The following is a 20,606-nucleotide window of genomic DNA, read 5'->3' as shown; positions in this document are numbered from 1 at the left end:
GGTCGGCGACGCAATGGTGCGCCTGCGGCAAAAATACCTCCACGTGCGACACTTCTTCGTTGACTATATCGGGCGTCCTCTGTATCCACGGCGGCGGGACACCCTTCCCCAACGAAGGGCTATCTATCTGGAAGGATAGCAGATGACGAAGACCGCAAAGCCGGACGTGCGTCCGCAAAACACCCATTTTTCTTCTGGCCCTTGCTCGAAGCGCCCCGGTTGGTCGCTTGAAGCCCTTTCCGACGCGCCGCTTGGCCGTTCGCACCGCGCGAAAGTCGGAAAGACGAAGCTGAAGCAGGCCATCGATCTTACCCGTGAAATTCTGGAAGTGCCTGCGGATTACCGCATCGGCATCGTTCCTGCCTCCGATACCGGCGCCGTCGAAATGGCGCTCTGGTCGCTGCTCGGCGAGCGTGGCGTCGACATGGTCGCCTGGGAAAGCTTCGGTGCCGGCTGGGTCACCGACGTCGTCAAGCAGCTGAAGCTCAAGGACGTCCGCAAGATCGAAGCCGGTTACGGCGAGCTGCCGGACCTTTCGACCATCGACTTCGACCGCGACGTCGTCTTCACCTGGAATGGCACCACCTCCGGCGTCCGCGTACCGAACGGCGATTTCATCCCTGCCGACCGCAAGGGCCTGACGATCTGCGATGCGACGTCTGCCGCTTTCGCGCAGAACCTCGATTTCGCCAAACTCGATGTCGTCACCTTCTCCTGGCAGAAGGTTCTCGGCGGCGAGGGCGCTCATGGCGTCATCATCCTGTCGCCTCGTGCCGTCGAGCGTCTCACCACCTACGCACCGGCCTGGCCGCTGCCGAAGATCTTCCGCATGACCTCGGGCGGCAAGCTGATCGAGGGCATCTTCACCGGCGAAACCATCAACACGCCGTCGATGCTTTGCGTCGAGGACTATATCGATGCGCTGCTTTGGTCGAAGCAGGTCGGCGGCCTGAAGGGCCTGATGGCTCGCGCCGACGCCAATGCCAAGGTCATCGCCGACTTCGTCGCTGCCAACGACTGGATCGCCAACCTGGCGGTGAAGGCCGAGACGGCTTCGAACACCTCGGTCTGCCTGAAGATCACGGACAAGGGCGTTGCAGCGCTCGACGCCGACGGCCAGGCGAACTTCGCCAAGGGTCTCGTCTCCTTGCTGGACAAGGAAGGTGTCGCCTACGACATCGGCCACTACCGCGACGCGCCATCCGGCCTTCGTATCTGGGCGGGTGCCACCATCGAGACTGCTGACATGCAGAAGCTGATGCCGTGGCTGACCTGGGCTTTCGAGACCCAGAAGGCAACGCTGTCCCAGGCTGCTGCCTGAGTTGATCGCATCCGGCTCCGCCGAACGGGCGGAGCCACGCATCCTGATTTCATCCATCGCTGAACTTTTTTGAAGGAAGCCCCCAATGGCACCTCGCGTTCTCGTATCCGACGAATTGTCGGAAACTGCCGTCCAGATTTTCCGTGATCGTGGCGTCGAAGTCGATTTCCAGCCGCAGCTCGGCAAGGACAAGGACAAGCTTGCCGAAATCATCGGCAATTATGACGGTCTCGCCATCCGTTCGGCAACCAAGGCAACGGAAAAGCTGATTGCTGCTGCGACCAACCTCAAGGTCATCGGTCGCGCCGGCATCGGCGTCGACAATGTCGATATCCCGGCCGCTTCGCGCCGCGGTATCATCGTCATGAACACGCCGTTCGGCAACTCGATCACCACTGCCGAACACGCCATCGCGCTGATGTTCGCCGTTGCCCGCCAGCTGCCGCAGGCCGATGCCTCGACGCAGGCCGGGAAGTGGGAAAAATCGAAGTTCATGGGTGTTGAAATCACCGGCAAGACGCTCGGCGTCATCGGGGCCGGCAATATCGGCGGCATCGTCTGCAAGAAGGCCATTGGCCTCGGCATGCATGTTCTGGCCTACGATCCCTTCCTGTCCAAGGAACGCGCCGAAGAGATGGGCGTCACCAAGGTCGAGCTCGACGAGCTTTTGGCCAAGGCTGACTTCATCACCCTGCACGTGCCGATGACCGACAAGACCCGCGGCATCCTCGGCAAGGAAAACCTCGCCAAGACCAAGCCCGGCGTGCGCATCATCAACTGCGCCCGCGGCGGCCTCGTCGATGAGGCAGCGCTTGCCGATGCCATCAAGTCCGGCCACGTTGCTGGAGCCGGCTTCGACGTATTCGAGGTCGAGCCTGCCAAGGAAAGCCCGCTGTTCGGCCTTCCGAACGTCGTCTGCACGCCGCATCTCGGTGCGTCGACCTCAGAAGCGCAGGAGAATGTTGCTCTCCAGGTCGCCGAACAGATGTCGGACTACCTCGTCAAGGGTGCCGTTTCCAACGCCATCAACATGCCGTCGATTACTGCGGAGGAAGCGCCGATCCTGAAGCCGTTCATCCGGCTCGCCGACGTTCTCGGCGCCTTTGTCGGTCAGGTCACCGAAGAGCCGATCAAGGAAATCGAGATTCTCTACGACGGTATCACCGCCGGGATGAATACCAAGGCGCTGACGAGTGCGTTGCTCGCCGGCCTGATCCGCACGCAGGTGTCCGATGTCAACATGGTTTCGGCCCCTGTGATGATCAAGGAAAAGGGCATCGTCCTTTCGGAAGTCAAGCGCGACAAGACCGGCGTCTATGATGGTTACATCAAGCTGACGGTGAAGACCGAAGCGATGACCCGCTCGATCGCCGGTACCGTGTTCTCGGATGGAAAGCCGCGCTTCATCCAGATAAAGGGAATCAACCTCGACGCAGACGTCGGCAGCCACATGGTCTACATCACCAACACCGACGTCCCCGGCATGATCGGCTTCATCGGCACCACGCTGGGTTCGGCGGGCGTCAACATCGCCAACTTCCAGCTCGGCCGCGACAAGCAGGGCGGCGATGCGATTGCGCTGCTTTATGTCGATGGTCCGCTCAGCGACGCCGTTCTCGGCAAGTTGACGGCGAACCCGGCGATCCGCCAGGCAAAGCCGCTCGTCTTTTCGGTGGACTGATATTTTCCTCCCAAGGAAGATCCAGGGAACCCGGCGCGGCGGACTGCGCCGGGTTCTTGCTGTTCGGGTGTACGTTGATCGCTGCGCCGAGGAAGGTTATCGTCGTTGCGCATCCACGATTGATTCATCGGACACTCACTTCGGGGACATTCATGACAAGAGCCGCAATTGCTATCGCCCTGGTATCGCTTTTTGCCCTTTCCTCATGCGCCAATACAGCCAACGGCCTTGCCGCCGACGGAAGGCAGGCGAGCAATGCCCTTGATGAAAGCACGCACCGCATTCTCAAGGCCGGTGCGAACTAAATCGCTGATCCGGCCTTCCTTTGTGCATTGTATAAACCCGCCAGAGCGGAAGTGCCCGCTTATTGTGGAGTCGCGGGCGCAGGCGTAGCTGGAGCTGCAGGCGTGGCCGGAGCTGCAGGCATTGTCGGTTCAGTCGCGGGCGGGGTTGCTGCCGGTGGGCTTGCGGCTGGCGGCGTTGTCGTCGCGGGGGCCGTTGCGGCCGGCGGCGGGCTCGCGGGTTCAGAAGCAGTGGGGGCAGGTGTGGCGGGTGCCGTCGCCGTGGAAGTGCCCTGCGATCTTGGCCAGTAAGTCGCTGCCAGGGCAGCGATGACGACGAGAGCGGCGAGCACAATCCACAAGGTTCTGCTGCGCGAGGTCGACGTGTTCACCGGATTAGGTCTGTTGAAATCATTTGTCATGTTACTCCTCCTCTCAACGCTAACTCCCTTGCGAGCAATTTGTTCCATTGCCCGCGACTTGGCGCCAGATGACGTGGTGGCAACCTGACGGTCTCGCCGACATCCACGGTCGCAATTTTACTGTAACGTACTTCCAATTTACACCCATCCGTGGCTCGCTGGCCTTCGGCCGCTAGGGCGAATGCGAGACAGAGCGACGATGTCGGTCTCAAGGAGACCAGATATGAGCATGACATTCTTCCTGCGGGCGCGAACGGTCGCGTTTTTGGTCGGGTCTTGTGACAGCCATCTGGATACTCCCGCCAATAGCGCTCATGGCTCAGCAACACCGCAGACGGTGAAGGCCGCAGTTGCGGATGATGTCGACAATGCGCCGGAGGCGCTCGGACGCTGAGATACAGGTCGTCGTCGCCCGGATCGGACGAGTTCTTGGCAGAGATCATCGTAGGGGCTGTTTTCGGGGAGGAGGCTACGGATCGGCATGATGACATCTTCACCCGCGACACTGTCCGACGCCGACCAGTCTCGAACGCTGCCGGGCCGACGAAGTCTTTTGAATTGCACTCGCCGGCCAGGACTGCTGGAGCCGCTGAACCGTGCGGGTCTGGTCGTGATACTGACCATGTTCCTCGCGACGGCGGGCGGCGCGCACGGCCAGATCGCGGACGAGGCGTCGAGAGGAGCGTTTCCGGACCGGGAACTCGCAATCGGCACCAAGCAAGCGCCGCCCTTCGCGATGAAGGACGTCGACGGCAACTGGACCGGTATTTCCATCGATCTCTGGCGAGAGATCGCGCAGAGGCTTGGGCTCAAGTACCGTCTTGTCGAAGAACCGGACGTACAGACTTTACTAGAAGCGACATCGCGTGGCGAGTTTGACATTTCGGTCGCGGCAATCACGATCACGGCGGAACGCGAACGCAGTGTCGATTTCTCCCAGCCTTTCTATGATACGGGTCTCGGTATAGCCGTGCCTATCAACAGCGTCTCTGTCTGGCGCGAGATCATCCGCACGATGGTTTCGTCGGGTTTCATGCAGGCGGCTGGAGCGCTGATCGGCATTTCGCTTCTGGTCGGAGCGCTGATCTGGTTGTTCGAACGGCGGCACAACGATGATTTCGGCGGACCGGCCACCCGTGGGCTCGGCGCGAGTATCTGGTGGTCAGCCGAGGCGATGACGCAGGCAAGCACCGGGCATCGCGGCCCGATAACGATTGCCGGTCGAGCCCTTGCCATCATCTGGATGGTTGTTTCAATCATCACCATCGCCGTTTTTACCGCGAGCGTCACCTCGGCGCTGACGACGCGCCAGATGCGCGGGCTCGTCAATGGTGTGGAGGATCTGCCGGCCGTGCGCGTCGGAACGCTCGCCGGTTCCGCGACGGTAGGCTTTCTGAACGGGGAGCGCATCAAGTATCGCACCTTCGGACAGGTCACCCAAGGCCTCAAGGCATTGGAAGCGGGATCGCTGGACGCCTTCGTTTATGACAAGCCTTTGCTCGCCTGGACGGTAGAGCAGACGTTCCCGAATACCGTCCGGGTACTTGATGTCGATTTCGAACCGCAGAGCTACGGACTGGCCATGCCCCTCGGCCGGCCGTATCGCAAGGCGATTGATGTGGCCATCCTCGAAGCCATCCACGATCTGCACTGGAAGCAGACGCTCTTCCGCTTCCTCGGCGAGAAAAGATGACGCTAAAAGCGGTTTGCTTGATGTCGCCGCAGATCCGAAGGCATCGGCGCTAGCCGCCCTACCGGGCCGGGCGCAACAGTCTCAGTGCATTAATCGTCACCAGCACGGTGGCGCCGGTATCGGCGAGGATGGCTGGCCATAGCCCGGTGATGCCGGCGATCGTGGTCACCAGGAACACCGCTTTAAGCCCGAGGGCGATGGTGATGTTCTCGGCTATGTTGCGCATGGTTCGTTTCGAAAGTGCGATCATCGCCGCGACGTCACCGACGCGACCATGAAGGATGGCGGCGTCGGCGGTCTCCAGTGCGACATCCGTGCCGCCGCCCATGGCGATACCGACGTCGGCAGCGGCAAGGGCAGGGGCGTCGTTGATCCCGTCACCGACCTTGGCGACCGTCAGGCCCTGGCTTTGAAGCTCGCCGACGATGCGTTGCTTGTCCTCGGGCATCAGCTCGGCTCGGACCTCGATACCCAGTTGCTGGCCGATTGCATTTGCCGTGCGGCTGTTGTCGCCGGTGAGCATGACGATTTTCACACCGCTGTCAGTGAGAGCCTTGAGGCCCGCCTTTGCGTCGTCACGGGGCTCGTCGCGCATGGCAATGGCTCCCGCCAGTGTCTCGCCGACGAGCAGGACGGAGACGGTCTTGCCCTCGTCGTTGAGGCCGGTGATGCGCGCGGTCTGTTCGGCCGACAGCGGAATACGTTCATGTGCCGCCTTGGGTGAACCCAGGAAGATCGGCAGGCCCTCCACTGTTCCGGAGACGCCCTTGCCACCAAGGGCTTTGGCGTCCGTTGCCGCGGGGACGACGACATTGTCCGTCGCTGCCCTTGCGAGAATTGCCAGTGCCAGCGGATGGCTTGAACCGGTCTCAAGGGCCGCCGCGTACTTCAATATGTCGGCTTGCGTGCTTTCGAAGCCGATCACATCCGTCACCTTCGGCTTTCCTTCGGTCAGGGTGCCCGTCTTGTCGAGGGCGACGGCGTTGATCTTGCCGAGCGTTTCCAGCACCGCGCCGCCTTTCAATAGCAGACCGCGGCGCGCACCGGACGAAAGCGATGCGGCTATCGCGGCGGGGGTCGAGATGACGAGAGCGCAGGGGCAACCGATCAACAGGATCGCAAGACCCTTGTAAATCCACTCGTTCCACGCGCCGCCTGCCAATAGCGGCGGAAGGATTGCGACAAGAGCGGCGACGACGACAACGCCAGGGGTGTAGTAACGCGAGAAGCGGTCGATGAAGCGCTCGGTTGGCGCCTTCGATTCCTGCGCTTCCTCGACAAGTCTAACAACGCGGGCAATGGTGTTGTCGGCTGCCGCTGCGGTCACTTTCACCCTCAGCGCGGCATCGCCGTTGACCGTGCCGGCAAAGACGACATCGCCTTCGCCTTTGCGCACCGGCGTGCTCTCGCCGGTCACCGGTGCCTCGTCGATCGCGCTCTCGCCGGACAGGATTGTGCCGTCGGCGGAAATACGGTCGCCCGGGCGGACGAGGATGGTTGCACCGACGGCGAGATTTTCGGCGGGAACCTCACGGGTCTTGCCGTCCTCTTCGACCAGAGCGCTTTTCGGTACCAATTTCGTTAGGGACTGGATGCTTTGGCGGGCCTTGCCGGCGGCCACGCCTTCCAGCAGTTCGCCAACCAGGAAAAGGAAGACCACCGTGGCCGCTTCCTCGCCAGCATGGATGATCACCGCGCCGACCGCGGCGATGGTCATCAGCATTTCGATCGAGAACGGCGTACCCGCAAACGCCGCCATAACGGCGCGGCGCGCAATCGGCACCAGGCCGACCAGCATCGCGGCGACGAAAGCGTAGGGCGCGATCGCAGGAACGAGATGACCGATCGCATAGGCGGTCACGAGTGCTACGCCCGAGAGGATTGTCAGGCGGCCCTTCTTGCTTTGCCACCATGGACCGTTCGTTGTCGTGTTGTCGTGGCCGTGCAGCCCCTCAACCGTGTCCGACGCCGGCGGAGCGGCAGCGGCACCGTGGGATGCTTCGTCGAGATCGTGATCGTGGTTGGCGTGATCGTGACCTTCATGATCATGATGATGATCATGAACCTGTCGCGACGGTGCCGCTGGGGTCCGGGAGGTGACCTGCATCACGGAGTAGCCGAGGCCGGCAACCCTTCTCTCGATGGCGACAAGATCGCTGCTGCCGTCGTGGCGCACGGTCATCGTGCCGGCGGTAACCGATACCAGGACATCCTCAACTCCAGGCATCCGACGTACGGCGGTGTCGATCTTCGTCGCGCAACCGGCGCAATCCATGCCGTCGACCCTGTAACGCTTCTCGACCGTTTCGCTCATGATCCGCTTCCTTGCCTTTGGGAAGTATCCTTCCTACATCCTCTAGCGACTAGAGGTGCAAGAGGAAAATGATGAAAAAGATTACGATCGGTGAAGCTTCGAGGCAAAGCGGCGTGAAAGTGCCGACGATTCGCTACTATGAGAGCATAGGCCTGCTCGCGGAACCGAGCCGCAGCGAGGGTAACCAGCGTGCCTATGAACAAGCAGACCTGCGTCGGCTCGCCTTCATTCGCCACGCCCGCGAACTTGGCTTCGAGGTGGATGCGATCCGCACCTTGCTAACCCTGCAGGATGATCCACATCAGTCCTGTGCTTCTGCAGATGCCATCGCCAAGGCCCGTCTCGTCGAGGTCGAGCAACGGATAAGGAGCCTACTTGCGCTGAAGGCGGAACTGGAAACGATGGTCGAGGGTTGTGGCCATGGCCGCGTCGATCATTGCCGAGTGATCGAGGTGCTTGCCGATCATGGCCAATGCGCACACACACATCACTGACGGCGCAGGACGCTTTCATCCGTTCCGCTCTTACCATACAAGGCGGCAAAATATTCGATGACGTGTTGGTCGTGCACAATGCGCGGGCGGTTCGCCTAAAGTTTCGGCACGTTATGATTCTGATTTTATTTAGCTTTCTCGGTTAAACTCGTTCGGTCCGCCGCCAATACTCAATGTGATTTCATCATGACCGGTACTCCGAGAGCGCTTGTTTCCATCGATAGCCCCAACGATGATTTCCAGTCGTTGTTCGCGACCCACCCGTCGCCGATGTGGGTCTACGATCCGGATACGCTGCGCTTCCTGATCGTCAATAACGCCGCTGTAGATCTCTACGGCTATGGGCTACACGAATACGCGCGGATGACCGTGCTCGACATCCGCCCAGACCATGAGCGCCAGCGGATGCTGAGCGCGGTGCATGAGCGTACCGACATGGAGAAGGCCGAGCGGTGGACACACCTCAAGGCCGATGGCGAGACGGTGGAGGTCCTGACGTATGGCCGTGCTGTCCGCTTCGATGGCCGTGACGCCATCCTTGCAATCGTGCAGGACCGGACGGAGGTCAACGCTGCGTAGAAGCAGGTGACGGATACGCGTTCATTGCTCGACAGCATCGTTGACAACCTACCGGTCGGCGTCTTCGTCAAGGATATGGAGGCGGACGGTCTTTATGTGCTCTTCAACGAGGCTTGTGGCGCAATCGTCGGCCGCGATCCCTTCGACGTCCTCGGTCAAAGCGACCGCATCCTGTTCGACGACAAGCAGACCGCCATTTTCCGCAGCCAGGATGCGAAGGCATTGATGGCTGGCGCGACGATCAGCTTCGAAGAGACAATGCAGCGCACTGATGGCGTGCCAAGGATTCTGCGTACCGTAAAGCGCGCCTTGCCTGAGCCGGAAGGCCGGACGCCGCGCTACCTGCTCGGCATTTCCCAGGATGTTACAGAAGAGCGCTCCGTGGAGGCGCGCCTTGCCTACATGGCAATGCACGATGCGCTCACCGGCCTGCCGAACCGCGCTTTCTTTGCCGATCATATCCAGACCGCTGCGAGGGGCGCGAATGCGGAGAACCCGCTTGCGCTGCTCTATCTCGATGTCGATCACTTCAAGCATATCAACGACAGCAAGGGCCATGCCGCCGGCGACGCACTGCTTTGCCAGGTCGCCTCGCGCCTGACGCGCCTCATCGGAAACAACGACATCGTGGCCCGTCTGGGTGGCGACGAATTTGCACTTTTACTGCGGCTTGACGGACGGGAGGCCGTCGAGTGCTTCGCCGAGCGCCTGCTGAAAGCGCTGTCTGTCCCATTTGACCTCGACGGCGCCAACGAGCATGTAACGTGCATCATCGGCATCGCGATTGCGCCCGAGCATGCCGACGACGATGACGTCCTGATGCGGCACGCCGACCTGGCGCTTTATGCTGCGAAGGAAAGCGGTCGATCGACCTATCGCTTTTACCGGTCGGAAATGCGGCTGGAAGCCGAGCGGCGCCACCTGATGATTGTCGAGCTGCACGACGCCTTGCTAAAAGGACAGTTCGAGCTTCACTACCAGCCGATCGTCCAACTCGATGACGACGGCATCGCCGGTTTCGAGGCGCTGATCCGCTGGCACCATCCGACGCGTGGATTGATCCCCCCGATGGATTTCATTCCGATTGCGGAAGAAACCGGCCTCATCGTTCCGATCGGCGAATGGGTCTTGCGCGAAGCCTGCGGCGCCGCTGCCACGTGGCCCGGTCACTTGAAGATCGCTGTCAACCTTTCCGTCTGCCAGTTCCGCCATAGCAAACTCCTTTCGACTGTCGTGGCTGCCCTCAACGATACCGGTCTTCGGCCCGATCGGTTGGAGATCGAGATCACCGAATCCGTCTTTCTCGCCGATGTCGAACAGAGCCTGCCGCTGCTCAGGGCATTGAAGGAACTCGGCATTCGCATTGCCATCGACGATTTCGGTACCGGTTACTCCTCGTTGAGCTACCTTCGCGCCTTTGCCTTCGACAAAATCAAGCTCGACCGCAGCTTCGTCGCCGGCATCGAGACGGACCCCGGCAATCTTGCCATCGTCCGCGCCGTCGTCGGCATCGGTTCAGGCTTCAACGCCACGACGCTTGCCGAGGGCATCGAGACCGAGGAGCAACTGCAGAGTTTGCGAGCCGAGGGCTTCGGCGAAGTGCAGGGCTATCTGCTGGGCAGACCAATGCCGCTGCAGGAGGCGGAAGCACTAATCTACCGCGGAACCGATAGTCCGGTTTCACTCAGCAAGTGCTGAGATCATCGCGTCGAAGGCGTCCGCCGCCTTGCTGCGGTAGCGCTCCTCGTGGCGAAGCAGAAAGAACGGACGGGGAAGTGTTGCGATGTTTGCCTCGACCAGCGTACCGCCCTTTAGCAGCGGCGCAACGATGCTGCGGGACATGAGCGTAGCGCCGAACTCCGCCTGAACGACACCGATCACCGTTTCGTTGCCCGGCAGCGACATCGGGATGTCGAGAGCGCCCACATCCAAGCCCGCCTTCTCCAGCAGGCTTTCAAAGGCGCGCCGCGTCCCGGATCCGTGCTCGCGCAGGACCCACGGCGTTTGGGGAAAATCGTCGACGCCGCGCTGTCTGCCATCCGCCCACGGATGTCCCGGCGCGACGACGACGATCATCTCATCGATTGCGACCATTCTGACCGACACACCGCGCCGTTCTTCCGGCCATTCGATAAAGCCGATCTCTGCACGACCCTCGACCACCGCATCAGTCACCTCGTCGGTGTTGCCGATGCGAACGCTCAGGGTAATTCCGGGATAGCGCTTCCGATATTGGGCAAGCCGCGGCGCCAACCAGTAGCCCGCGACCGTCTGGCTGGCCATGATCGACAGCTCGCCGTGCATCATGCCGGAAAGATCCATCAAGGCCGCTTCCGCCGCTCGTGCGCCGGCAAGCACTTCTTGGGCCTGCTTGAGGAAAAGGCGGCCTGTCTGGTTGAGAACGATCGAACGCCCGACACGGTCGAACAGCGTCACGCTGTGGCGGCGTTCCAGCGCCGTCACAGCGGCGCTGACGGCCGATTGCGTCATGTTCAGATGCGCCGCAGCCTGCGTTATATGCTGGCGGGAGGCTACCTCGATGAAAATCCGCAACTGTTCGAGCGTCATGATAGGCACCTTATTATCGTTCGATTTTATCGAATGAAACAAGAATTACAATTCGTTGGAATCGATTAATCGAGAGTTGTATTCACGGGGCGCAACCGAGGATACCGTCATGACTGCTTTCACCGATCCGTACGTTCAGGCCAGAAGGTCCGGATGGCGACAGCGTGTCCTGCATTTTACGCCCAACTGGTTCGCGACGACGATGGGAACGGGAATAGTGGCCATCTGTCTCGGCCAGTTTGCCGCGATTCCGCTGCTTTGGAAGGCCGGCGAAATACTGTGGCTCGCCAATATCTTGCTGTTTGGGATCCTGTCCGCGCTCTATGCAGCCAAGTGGCTGCTTCACCCGCGAGAAGCCTTGAGTGCCTTAGGACATCCGGTTGTTTCCATGTTCTTCGGTTGCATCCCGATGGGGCTGGCGACTTTGGTCAACGGCACATTGATTTTCGGTGTTCCGCTCTTCGGCGAGCCTGCGGTCGGGATGGCCATCCAACTCTGGTGGATCGACGCAGCGCTGGCGATCATTGCCGGGTTTGTCATTCCCTTTGCCATGTTCACTCGCCACGACCATTCCCTCGAGCAGATGAGTGCCATCTGGTTGCTGCCGATCGTCGCCAGCGAGGTCGCTGCCGCCAGCGGCGGGCTCTTGGTGACGCACGTCGCCGGTGCCGGCCCGCAGATGACCGTGCTCTTTGCCAGCTACGTGCTGTGGGCCTGCTCGGTTCCGCTGGCGCTCGGGCTGCTGAGTGTTCTTTTCCTGCGCATGGCACTCCACAAGCTGCCCCCAGCGGGCATGGCAGCAACTGCTTTCCTTGCGCTCGGGCCGATCGGTACCGGCGCGCTGGGCCTGATCCTGTTTGCGGTGAACGGGCGTGCCGTGCTCGAAGCGAACGGGCTTGGCGCGTTAGCGAACAGCATGAGTGGCGCGTCACTCTTCGGGGCTTTGCTGTTGTGGGCATACGGTCTGTGGTGGCTCGGCATGGCACTCGTGGTGACTGCCCGCTATCTCACGGACGGTCTGCCGTTCAATCTCGGCTGGTGGGCCTACACTTTCCCGATCGGCGTCTATGCACTGGCGACGCTGCGGCTTGCCATATTGGTCCCCGTTCCTGCGATCGGAACCTTCGGAGACCTGCTTGTGATCGCACTCGTCGCGATCTGGCTGGTGGTTGCCGCCAGGACCGCACTAGGCGCTTTGGAGGGCACGTTGTTTTCCGATCCGTGTCTGCAGGCATGATCAGGGCGGTGACGGCGCAATTCCTGTCTTCGGGGCGAGGGCGGATGGCGAAGCCTGGCGAGGTTGAGAGTTCTAGTGCTTCGACCCCAGATCCGTCGTTGGAGTCAGCGAACTCACTGAAACACGCCGCACATCAGATCTACCGGGGCGGCGCCGTAGGGGGCAGCCCGTAAGACGGCCGCAAGCCCGCCTCTTGCGCGGCAAGCCATTCCTTTCTATATCCTCGGCAACGAAAGACCACGGCGGCCGACCCCGCCGGTTCGGATGGAATCCGCCGGATCCGCGCGAGGCAGGGTGGATCGAGACACGCTCTAGAATTGGCAGCCGCCGTGAACACACTGGATTTTGACAAGAAGCCGGAAGAGACCCGTGTTGTCGTCGCCATGTCGGGCGGCGTCGATAGCTCCGTTGTGGCTGGTCTTTTGAAGCGCGAGGGCTACGACGTGCTCGGCATCACGCTGCAACTCTATGATCACGGTGCCGCCGTTCATCGCGCTGGCTCGTGCTGCGCCGGACAGGATATCGACGACGCACGCCGGGTGTGCGAGACGCTTGGAATTCCGCACTATGTGCTGGATTACGAAAAGCGCTTCCGCGACACGGTGATCAACCCGTTCATGGAAAGCTATGTGGCCGGCGAAACACCGATCCCATGCGTTTCCTGCAACCAGACGGTCAAGTTCGCCGATCTCCTGGAAACCGCCAGGGAACTCGGCGCCGATGCGCTGGCAACCGGCCATTATATCCGTTCGCGGGCAAATCCGTCGCCCGGCAATCCCGGCCGCCGCGCGCTCTATCGCCCGGCCGATGCCGATCGCGACCAGAGCTATTTCCTGTTTGCGACCACGCAGGAGCAGATCGACTACCTGCGCTTTCCGCTGGGCGGGCTGCCGAAGGCGGAAACCCGCAAGCTTGCCGAAGAGATGGGCCTCGTCGTCGCCAAGAAGGCCGACAGCCAGGACATCTGTTTCGTGCCGCAAGGCAAATACACCGACATCATCAACAAGCTGAAGCCGAATGCGGCGCTGGCCGGCGAGATCGTTCATCTCGACGGGCGCGTGCTTGGCAATCACGACGGCATCCTGCACTACACGATCGGCCAGCGCCGCGGCATCGGCATCGCCACCGGCGAGCCGCTCTATGTCATCTATCTCGACGCCCGCTCGCGCCGCGTCATCGTCGGTCCGAAGGAAGCACTGGAGACGCACCGCGTCTATCTGCGCGACGTCAACTGGCTCGGCGACGAGGAATTGGCGCAGGCGGCATCCGGTGAAGGCTTTGCCTGCTTCGCCAAGGTGCGCTCGACCCGCACCCCGACGCCTGCCGTGCTGCATGCCGACCAGACGGGCATCTATGTCGATCTTGCGGTGGGTGAGGCGGGTGTGGCACCCGGGCAGGCCTGCGCGCTCTATTCGGCGCCGGGCGACAACGCCCGTGTCTATGGCGGCGGTTTCATCGAGCGGTCGGAACGCGAACCGGCGGCGGAAGCCTCTCTAAAGGCGCTGCTGACAAGTGCTGTCGCGGCGTGAAAACTCCCGGGCATTTTCTCAACCATGCGCTTGACATGACCGCAAGGGGCACCTTATAAGCCGCTCATTCGACAGGCCGGACGCTTTGCAAACGGCATCGTTGGCAGTGGCTGGGTAGCTCAGTTGGTGAGAGCGCAGGATTCATAACCCTGAGGTCGGCGGTTCAATTCCGCCCCCCGCTACCACTTTCCGAAAAGTGTCACAGGTCGCGAAAATCCGGGATTTTGTCACTTGGATCCGTAGTTTCTTAGTTGAAGCTAGCCGCGGGATTCCTCTTGGCGCCGAATAGGAACGCCATCCCTGTTGGCTCAAAAATCAATATGGCGGCGATCCAAGCACGTAATTCAATTTACGCCATAGCCATTCGCTTTCCAACGTGAGTTCCGCTTTGGGCTGACAGCAGTCATTGGCAGACGACGGCTTTGTGCAAAAGGTGAAGTAGAAGGAGTGACCGACACGGGCCTCCTGCAAGATCGCGTTTGCCACACGTGGTATCATTAAGCCGCCATCGGTCAATCGACCGGCGTTCTTGCAACGACCGCCGGCGCCTATTTGACCGTGATCTAGCGCCGAAGAACTGCTATGTTGATTTTCTCAACCACCGTTTGTCGTCGGGGGCGACCATGCGGATCGCAATCATGGGTTCTGGCGCTATCGGCGGCTATCTTGGTGCGCGGCTCGCTCTAGCCGGCCATGACGTAGCCTTTATTGCGCGTGGTGCTCACCTAGAAGCAATGCGAAGCCATGGATTGCAGCTGGAAAGTCCGCTCGGCAATGTCAGCCTGCCTCGGGTAACGGCGACCGAGGCGCCTGACGATGTCGGCCGTGTCGACATCGTGTTCTTCGCCGTCAAGCTCTATGACAGCGAAACGGCGGCCGCAGCAATCGTGCCGATGGTCGGGCCGGAAACGCGAGTGATGACGTTGCAGAACGGCATCGACAGTGTCGAGACGCTTGCCCGATATGTGCCGCCTTCGCAGGTTGTCGGCGGCGCCGCCTATATTTCAGGATATCTCAAACAGCCCGGCCTGATCGTGCATGTGGGTGGTGCCACGCAGTTCTACGTGGGTGGGCACGATGACCCGGTGATCGGCGCGCTGCAGACTGCCTGCATCGAGGCGGGCAACATTGGCTTGGAGGCGGTTGATGACATCGACCGGGTGCTCTGGGCCAAGTTCGTGACGCTCTGCGCGTTCTCGGGTGTGACCAGCCTGATGCGTTCCGGAATTGGACCGATCCTGGCCGATTCTGAAGCCCTTATATTCCTCGACCAGTTGCGCGATGAGGGCATGGCGGTCGCAATGGCAGCCGGTCACCCGATGCGCGACGGATACCTAGCGGACGCTCAATCGCGGTGGCAAAATCTGCCGCCCGATACGCGCTCATCCATGGCCAATGATCTCTTGCACGGAAAGCCGCTGGAAGTTGCATGGCTTTCAGGACGCATGCACGCGCTTGGGAGGGAACTTGGCGTAGCGACGCCGGCACATACGACTGTCTATCGCGCGCTGCATCTACACGCAAATGGTACACTCTGACTGCATGGACCCCGGGGAGGGAAACGCATGGAGAGGGAAAATTGGGCTGAGAGCATTTCTTCGACGAGCGCCGACGATGCACAAGCCATGTTTAACAAACACCTGGCAACTTACCGGAAGATCGTCGGGGAAAACCTCATGTTTCATCGCGAGGTCTACGGCTTGCTTCATAACCTGCTCTCCCAAGAGATGCAGAAGCCGTTCAAGTTTCTCGATATCGCTTGCGGGGATGCGGTCGCCTCAGCGGCTGCGCTCAAAGGGACTGCCATCGACCACTATTACGGGATTGACCTCTCTCCTCAGTCTCTGGAACTCGCAAGAGAATCGTTAAAGGACTTGCCGTGTCCCATCGACCTGCAGTGTTGCGATTTCGTCGAAGCAATGACCGACTGGTCCGATGCCGTAGACGTCGTGTGGATTGGAATGTCGCTGCATCATCTGCAACCGGAAGGAAAGGTCCGGCTGATGAAAGATGTGCGCAATACATTGAGCCGCGATGGCCTGTTTCTGATCTGGGAACCCACCCTTCTTGACGGGGAGAGTCGCGCCGGTTGGCTTGATCGGTTCTCTGCATATCGGAGCGTATGGGCCGCAATAACCGACGAAGAGTTTGCAACAATGTTGGCCCACAATAGGCTGGCCGACTTCCCGGAATCGGCCGACGGATGGAAGGCGATGGGCCATCAGGCTGGGTTCGCCCATGCCGAACAAATATTCATGATGCCCAATCGTTTCGGGAGAGTCTTTCAATTTAGGAACTGACATCGCGCTCTCAGACTGCTCCCGCAGGGCAAGTATGCAGATCTTCCAGTTGTGAAGGAGCAATTGTCCTAAGCCGGAAATGATCAAATCGCGGGCTTCGGTTCGCTCACGGGCGGAGATCGCACAAGCAATTCTGCCACCTCGAAGCGGAACTGAGCGAAGACATAACGGCACACATCAATCGACAGGGATGAAACGCCCTCCAGCCAGAGACGCGCATTCAACGTTTTTGACTGCGTCAAAACGCGCCTCGCCTAAAGATGTATTTCACTTGAATCTTTTTGCGCCATCAGCCAAAAGATCTATAAAGAATATATCTATTGATTGGAACGATGATGGCTGACGTATTCACCGAGGACGACATCAGGACGGTCGTGGATCGGTTTTATGATCGGGTGCGGGCGGACGAGGAACTGAGGCAGGCTTTTGCCGTCGTTCAGGACTGGAACGAGCACCTGGGCCGCATGGTCGAGTTCTGGTCGTCGGTGATGCTCACGACAGGACGTTACAAGGGTAATCCCGTGGCCATGCACCTTATGCATTCCGACCGAATCCAGCCCTCGATGTTCGTCCGCTGGCTCGCGCTATGGGCGGAGGCGACGGCGGAGGTGCTTCCCGAAGCCGCAGCAAATCTCATGCAGGCCAAAGCGGCCAGAATTGCCTCGCGTTTGTCGATGGCACTGTTCGGCCACGACATTTCCGATCCGGAAGAGGGTGCTGACGATGGCGTCGCCTTGCGACCCTACAAAACCACTTCCGTATTTGACGAACGGTCGCTTCCGAAACCTCTGCTCCAGGCTCACGCCCTGCGGGCCGGAACCTGGGGGGTGCTTCGGGTTCTCGAAGGGGACGTGAAATATCGATCCGAAATGGCAGCTCCCGTTCTGGTGAGCGCCGCCAATCCGATGGTGATCCCGCCCGAACGGCCTCACCATCTGGAACTCGCCGGCCCGGTAAAGTGCCGGATCGAGTTCTACGATCGCGACCCTGCCAGCCAACATTGATGACACAACTTGAAAGGTGAAGTTCATGCCCCAGGCGCTTACATCCGAAACGATCGAGATCGTAAAGAACAGCGTGCCCGCGCTTGCAACGCACGGTACCGCAATTACCAAGAGCATGTATGCGCGCCTGTTCCGCGACGCGCACATACGTGACCTCTTCAATCATGCCAACCAAGGTGAAGACGGCTCGCAGGTTCAGGCACTTGCCGGGGCGATCCTCGCCTATGCGAAGAATATAGAAAACCTGTCGGTTCTCGCTCCGGTCGTCGAACGTATCGCCCACAAGCATATCGGCTACCATATTCTCCCGGAGCATTATCCTTTCGTCGCCGAAGCGTTGCTCTACGCCATCAAGGACGTCCTTGGTGATGCAGCGTCGCCGGAACTCCTGGCGGCATGGGGCGAAGCCTACTGGTTCCTGGCCAATGTCCTGCAGGAGCGTGAAGTTGAAATTCGAAATGAGCTTGAGGAGCGCACCGGCGGTTGGACCGGTTGGAGAGCGTTTGCGATCGCCGAGAAAACGAGGGAGAGCGAGGTCGTCACGTCCTTCGTGTTGCGCCCGGTGGATGGCGGACCGGTAGCGAGGCACCGGCCGGGCCAATATCTGACGCTTCGCCTGCCCGTCGAGGCCGGCAACGAGATCAAGCGCAACTATTCGATCTCCAGCGGCCCGAGCGACAACTCCTATCGGATTTCGGTTAAGCGCGAGGCCGGTGGGCAGGGGGGCTCCCTGTTCCTTCATGACAAGGCCGAGATCGGGACGGTTCTGAATGTGACACCGCCGGCAGGTGATTTCCACCTTGCGGATGAGCCGCCGCGACCGGTCGTCCTGCTTTCCGGAGGTGTGGGTCTCACGCCGATGATCAGCATCGTGGAGGCGATCGTCGCCGACCATCCCGATCTGGACGCGCATTTCGTGCATGGCGCGCTGAACAGCTCGACGCATGCAATGGATCGCCATGTCCGGGCGCTTGCTCGGGACCACGGCAAGATCACCGTCAGCACCTTCTACAGCGAACCGGGCAAGTCGGACGCAGTCGGTCTCTCGCATGACGTCGATGGCTTCATCACCGCGGACTGGCTACGGCTGAATACACCCCTCGACGAAGCAGATTTTTATCTCTGTGGCCCGAAACCGTTCCTGCGATCGCTGGTGCCCGCTCTATTGAGATCCGGAGTCAGTGCCGACCGCGTCCACTACGAGTTCTTCGGTCCGTCGGACGAGCTGCTGGCTGCATAACGAAGCGGGCGGTTTTTGCCCGGAACTGTGCTGTCAACGACATCGGCCGCCTCTGCTGCAAAGGCGGCCGATGGGACGTATGATTTGCCTCACCGCTCACGGGGCGGAAGGAAGCCTTTCACTGTCGCGAGGTCGGGCCACGGCAGCACGGTTTCGCCAGCAACCTCTACACGGAGGATCGCTTTTCGGTAAGCAGGGGTGCTTCACCGGCATCGCGACGCTCGCGAAATTCCTTGCCCTTGCCATTTCGCGCCGTGCATGCGTTTGGGCAAACGGTGCCGGCGAGAGTCAGGCTGCTGTGCGACTTTGTGGCTCGCCAGGCGAAACAGTTCGAAAGACCCTGAGCGAGCGGTCGGCCATTCACGATAGACTTGGCTGTTGTCATGTGTATTGCGTAAAGCTAATGTACTGCATCTGCAATCTGGGGGTGCGGGACGATGTCAATAGCAAACGATGATCCGTCAACTTGGGACATGGCATTGGACGCGGTCGTTGCGGCGCCACAAAATCATAAAGTTCTTTTTGAAAACGAGAACCTGCGGGTTCTGGAAGTGATCCTGCATTCTGGTGAAGAAGAGCCGGTGCACCACCATCGTTGGCCTTCCGTGTTTGTACTGGATCAGATTCAGGGGCCGGTTCACGACATTTCGCCGGATGGCGAGCAGCTGCCTCCAAATCGAGACGTCATACAGGCTTTGGAGGCCTGGGATGGCAAGGGTTGCTTGGTGGTGAATATGGCACCGCAGGCCGCAGGCCGCGTGCACAATGCATCCGGAAAGACCATTCACGGCGTACGTATCGAAATGAAGATTTGAGAGCAACCGAGCCAAGCGGCGATGCTTCAAAAGGCGGACTTGAATTGTCGCGGTGTTGGACTACACTCAACTTCCAGGATGCGTCTCGCACAGCTGACCACGGATGTACTGGCAGCGTTGTCGAGACGGCTCGAGGAAGGTCGGTACGAAGTCTCGTCCCGGCCTTTTTCATTTGCTGGCGCGATGCGTATCAAGCCATAAACGGAAACATTAGTAACTGCACGGTCTACCGTTGCTCGGCCTGAAGCCATCCGAGCAGGCTGGATTCGATGAGGTCTCCTGGCGATAGGGTGCTGAAGTACATGCCGAAGCGATCACCGCAAGAATGATGATCGCGCCGGCGGGAGCCACTGAAAGTCGGGGCATCTGAATTACTCCTCCGCAGCCAGCATGATACGCATTTCAAGACCTGGCCAGTAGCGACGCGAAAGTTCACGGACTGTTGAACACCGTCGAACGATTGGTTTTGTCCATAGGCATGCCACATGCGGCTCACGGCGAAAAAAAGGCCGCCCGGATTAGGGGCGGCCCAAAGCGGATCTGTTAATCCGCACAGACCTCAGCGAGGGGGAGGCGCTCAGGTCCTGATAGCCGGGGTGGCTATCCACCGTCGAGGGAGGATCGAGGTGACAGTCGAAAGGTAGCGTTAAGAGCCGCTTCGTACCACTATACTTAGGTGTGGGTGCCGAAGACCGATATCCCGTTGCCGGGATTTTCGTAAAGTTATGTTCTTCGGCTTGCGCTTCGCGGGAGCTGGTATTATCCGCAATAGCATGTGTTGGATGGACGCGGATCAGGATTGAAATGGCCAAGACGCCCAAATTGGAACATTCCGAACTGGCAGGCGAGTTCACTGAAGACGGTGTAACGGTGCTTGTCGATATCTTCCGTCCCGAAGGCACGAACGGCGATTGGAAGATGGAAGTAGTCACCCAGGACGAAGACCTGATCGAGTGGGAAGAGCCCTTCGCAACCGATCGTGAGGCGTTCGATGAGTTCCTTGCGACCGTCGCGCGTGACGGCATTCACTCGTTCCTGGAGGGTGATGACCCCTCGATACACTAGACCGCTACGGTCTACAGCGCTTGTTCATAGGCTGCGGATGCGTCCTCATACTCAATAGGCGGG

The 20,606-nt window shown here is 60.2% G+C and carries 17 protein-coding genes, 1 tRNA gene and 2 pseudogenes; 18 read left to right on the top strand and 2 right to left on the bottom strand.

Annotation, left to right across the window (positions count from 1 at the left end; translation table 11 throughout):
• Window positions 1–142: 142 nt before the first annotated feature.
• The 6 genes from ASC90_RS21545 to ASC90_RS21525 all read left to right on the top strand — a co-directional run bounded on the left by ASC90_RS21545 (window position 143) and on the right by ASC90_RS21525 (window position 5,398).
• Window positions 143–1,321, top strand: a complete 1,179-nt coding sequence (locus ASC90_RS21545; RefSeq protein ID WP_056545110.1) for a phosphoserine transaminase — start codon at window positions 143–145, stop codon at window positions 1,319–1,321.
• 85 nt (window positions 1,322–1,406) lie between these two features.
• Window positions 1,407–3,002, top strand: coding sequence for a phosphoglycerate dehydrogenase (gene serA, locus ASC90_RS21540; RefSeq protein ID WP_056545108.1), 1,596 nt, complete (start codon window positions 1,407–1,409; stop codon window positions 3,000–3,002).
• Between the two features lie 152 nt (window positions 3,003–3,154).
• Window positions 3,155–3,307, top strand: coding sequence for a hypothetical protein (locus ASC90_RS21535; RefSeq protein WP_056545750.1), 153 nt, complete (start codon window positions 3,155–3,157; stop codon window positions 3,305–3,307).
• Window positions 3,308–3,409: 102 nt separating this feature from the next.
• Entirely contained in the window at window positions 3,410–3,595 is a 186-nt protein-coding gene (locus tag ASC90_RS21530) for a hypothetical protein (RefSeq protein WP_056545106.1), read from the top strand.
• Window positions 3,596–3,928: 333 nt separating this feature from the next.
• Window positions 3,929–4,099 (top strand): hypothetical protein, encoded by a 171-nt coding sequence (locus ASC90_RS28980; protein WP_156393078.1) that lies wholly within the window; start codon window positions 3,929–3,931, stop codon window positions 4,097–4,099.
• A gap of 87 nt (window positions 4,100–4,186) precedes the next feature.
• Window positions 4,187–5,398, top strand: a complete 1,212-nt coding sequence (locus ASC90_RS21525; protein WP_244480431.1) for a transporter substrate-binding domain-containing protein — start codon at window positions 4,187–4,189, stop codon at window positions 5,396–5,398.
• A 58-nt stretch (window positions 5,399–5,456) separates the two neighbouring features.
• On the opposite strand, the gene ASC90_RS21520 is transcribed toward ASC90_RS21525, so the two are convergent.
• Window positions 5,457–7,712, bottom strand: a complete 2,256-nt coding sequence (locus tag ASC90_RS21520; RefSeq protein ID WP_056545104.1) for a heavy metal translocating P-type ATPase — start codon at window positions 7,710–7,712, stop codon at window positions 5,457–5,459.
• Between the two features lie 71 nt (window positions 7,713–7,783).
• Here ASC90_RS21520 and ASC90_RS21515 point away from each other — a divergent pair, with 71 nt between their 5' ends.
• The gene (locus tag ASC90_RS21515; protein WP_056545101.1) at window positions 7,784–8,206 is read left to right on the top strand and encodes a helix-turn-helix domain-containing protein; all 423 of its coding nucleotides are present in this window, start codon (window positions 7,784–7,786) and stop codon (window positions 8,204–8,206) included.
• Window positions 8,207–8,392: 186 nt separating this feature from the next.
• Window positions 8,393–10,483: pseudogene (locus ASC90_RS21510) on the top strand (EAL domain-containing protein).
• Here the strand turns inward: ASC90_RS21510 and ASC90_RS21505 are convergent.
• Window positions 10,466–11,353 carry a LysR family transcriptional regulator gene (locus ASC90_RS21505; protein ID WP_056545097.1) on the bottom strand — a complete coding sequence of 296 codons (888 nt, stop codon included), beginning with the start codon at window positions 11,351–11,353 and terminating at the stop codon, window positions 10,466–10,468. The pseudogene ASC90_RS21510 and the gene ASC90_RS21505 overlap by 18 nt on opposite strands.
• 109 nt (window positions 11,354–11,462) lie before the next feature.
• Between ASC90_RS21505 and ASC90_RS21500 the strand changes: the two genes are divergently transcribed.
• The 10 genes and pseudogenes from ASC90_RS21500 (at window position 11,463) to ASC90_RS21455 (ending at window position 20,543) form a co-directional block, all read left to right on the top strand.
• Window positions 11,463–12,590, top strand: coding sequence for a TDT family transporter (locus ASC90_RS21500; RefSeq protein ID WP_056545093.1), 1,128 nt, complete (start codon window positions 11,463–11,465; stop codon window positions 12,588–12,590).
• A 329-nt stretch (window positions 12,591–12,919) separates the two neighbouring features.
• Window positions 12,920–14,119: a tRNA 2-thiouridine(34) synthase MnmA gene (gene mnmA, locus ASC90_RS21495; protein WP_056545746.1), complete on the top strand. Its 1,200-nt coding sequence runs from the start codon at window positions 12,920–12,922 to the stop codon at window positions 14,117–14,119.
• A gap of 108 nt (window positions 14,120–14,227) precedes the next feature.
• A tRNA-Met gene (locus ASC90_RS21490) sits at window positions 14,228–14,304 on the top strand.
• A 453-nt stretch (window positions 14,305–14,757) separates the two neighbouring features.
• Window positions 14,758–15,657, top strand: coding sequence for a 2-dehydropantoate 2-reductase (locus tag ASC90_RS21485; RefSeq protein ID WP_244480430.1), 900 nt, complete (start codon window positions 14,758–14,760; stop codon window positions 15,655–15,657).
• A 27-nt stretch (window positions 15,658–15,684) separates the two neighbouring features.
• The gene (locus ASC90_RS21480) at window positions 15,685–16,419 is read left to right on the top strand and encodes a class I SAM-dependent methyltransferase (protein WP_056545088.1); all 735 of its coding nucleotides are present in this window, start codon (window positions 15,685–15,687) and stop codon (window positions 16,417–16,419) included.
• 335 nt (window positions 16,420–16,754) lie between these two features.
• The gene (locus ASC90_RS28470; protein WP_244480429.1) at window positions 16,755–17,423 is read left to right on the top strand and encodes a DUF1971 domain-containing protein; all 669 of its coding nucleotides are present in this window, start codon (window positions 16,755–16,757) and stop codon (window positions 17,421–17,423) included.
• Window positions 17,424–17,448: 25 nt separating this feature from the next.
• Window positions 17,449–18,663 (top strand): NO-inducible flavohemoprotein, encoded by a 1,215-nt coding sequence (gene hmpA / locus ASC90_RS21470; RefSeq protein WP_056545086.1) that lies wholly within the window; start codon window positions 17,449–17,451, stop codon window positions 18,661–18,663.
• A 242-nt stretch (window positions 18,664–18,905) separates the two neighbouring features.
• Window positions 18,906–19,007, top strand: a pseudogene (locus tag ASC90_RS30090) (LysR family transcriptional regulator); the annotation flags it as partial.
• A gap of 93 nt (window positions 19,008–19,100) precedes the next feature.
• Window positions 19,101–19,478, top strand: coding sequence for a hypothetical protein (locus ASC90_RS21460; protein ID WP_056545080.1), 378 nt, complete (start codon window positions 19,101–19,103; stop codon window positions 19,476–19,478).
• Window positions 19,479–20,282: 804 nt separating this feature from the next.
• A complete protein-coding gene (locus tag ASC90_RS21455; protein WP_056545078.1) occupies window positions 20,283–20,543 on the top strand; it encodes a hypothetical protein in 261 nt (86 codons plus the stop codon).
• The last annotated feature ends 63 nt before the right edge of the window (window positions 20,544–20,606 follow it).

This window comes from Rhizobium sp. Root1220 (genome assembly GCF_001426265.1).
Classification (GTDB): Bacteria; Pseudomonadota; Alphaproteobacteria; order Rhizobiales; family Rhizobiaceae; genus Rhizobium.
This window is presented reverse-complemented; position numbering and strand designations above follow the sequence as displayed.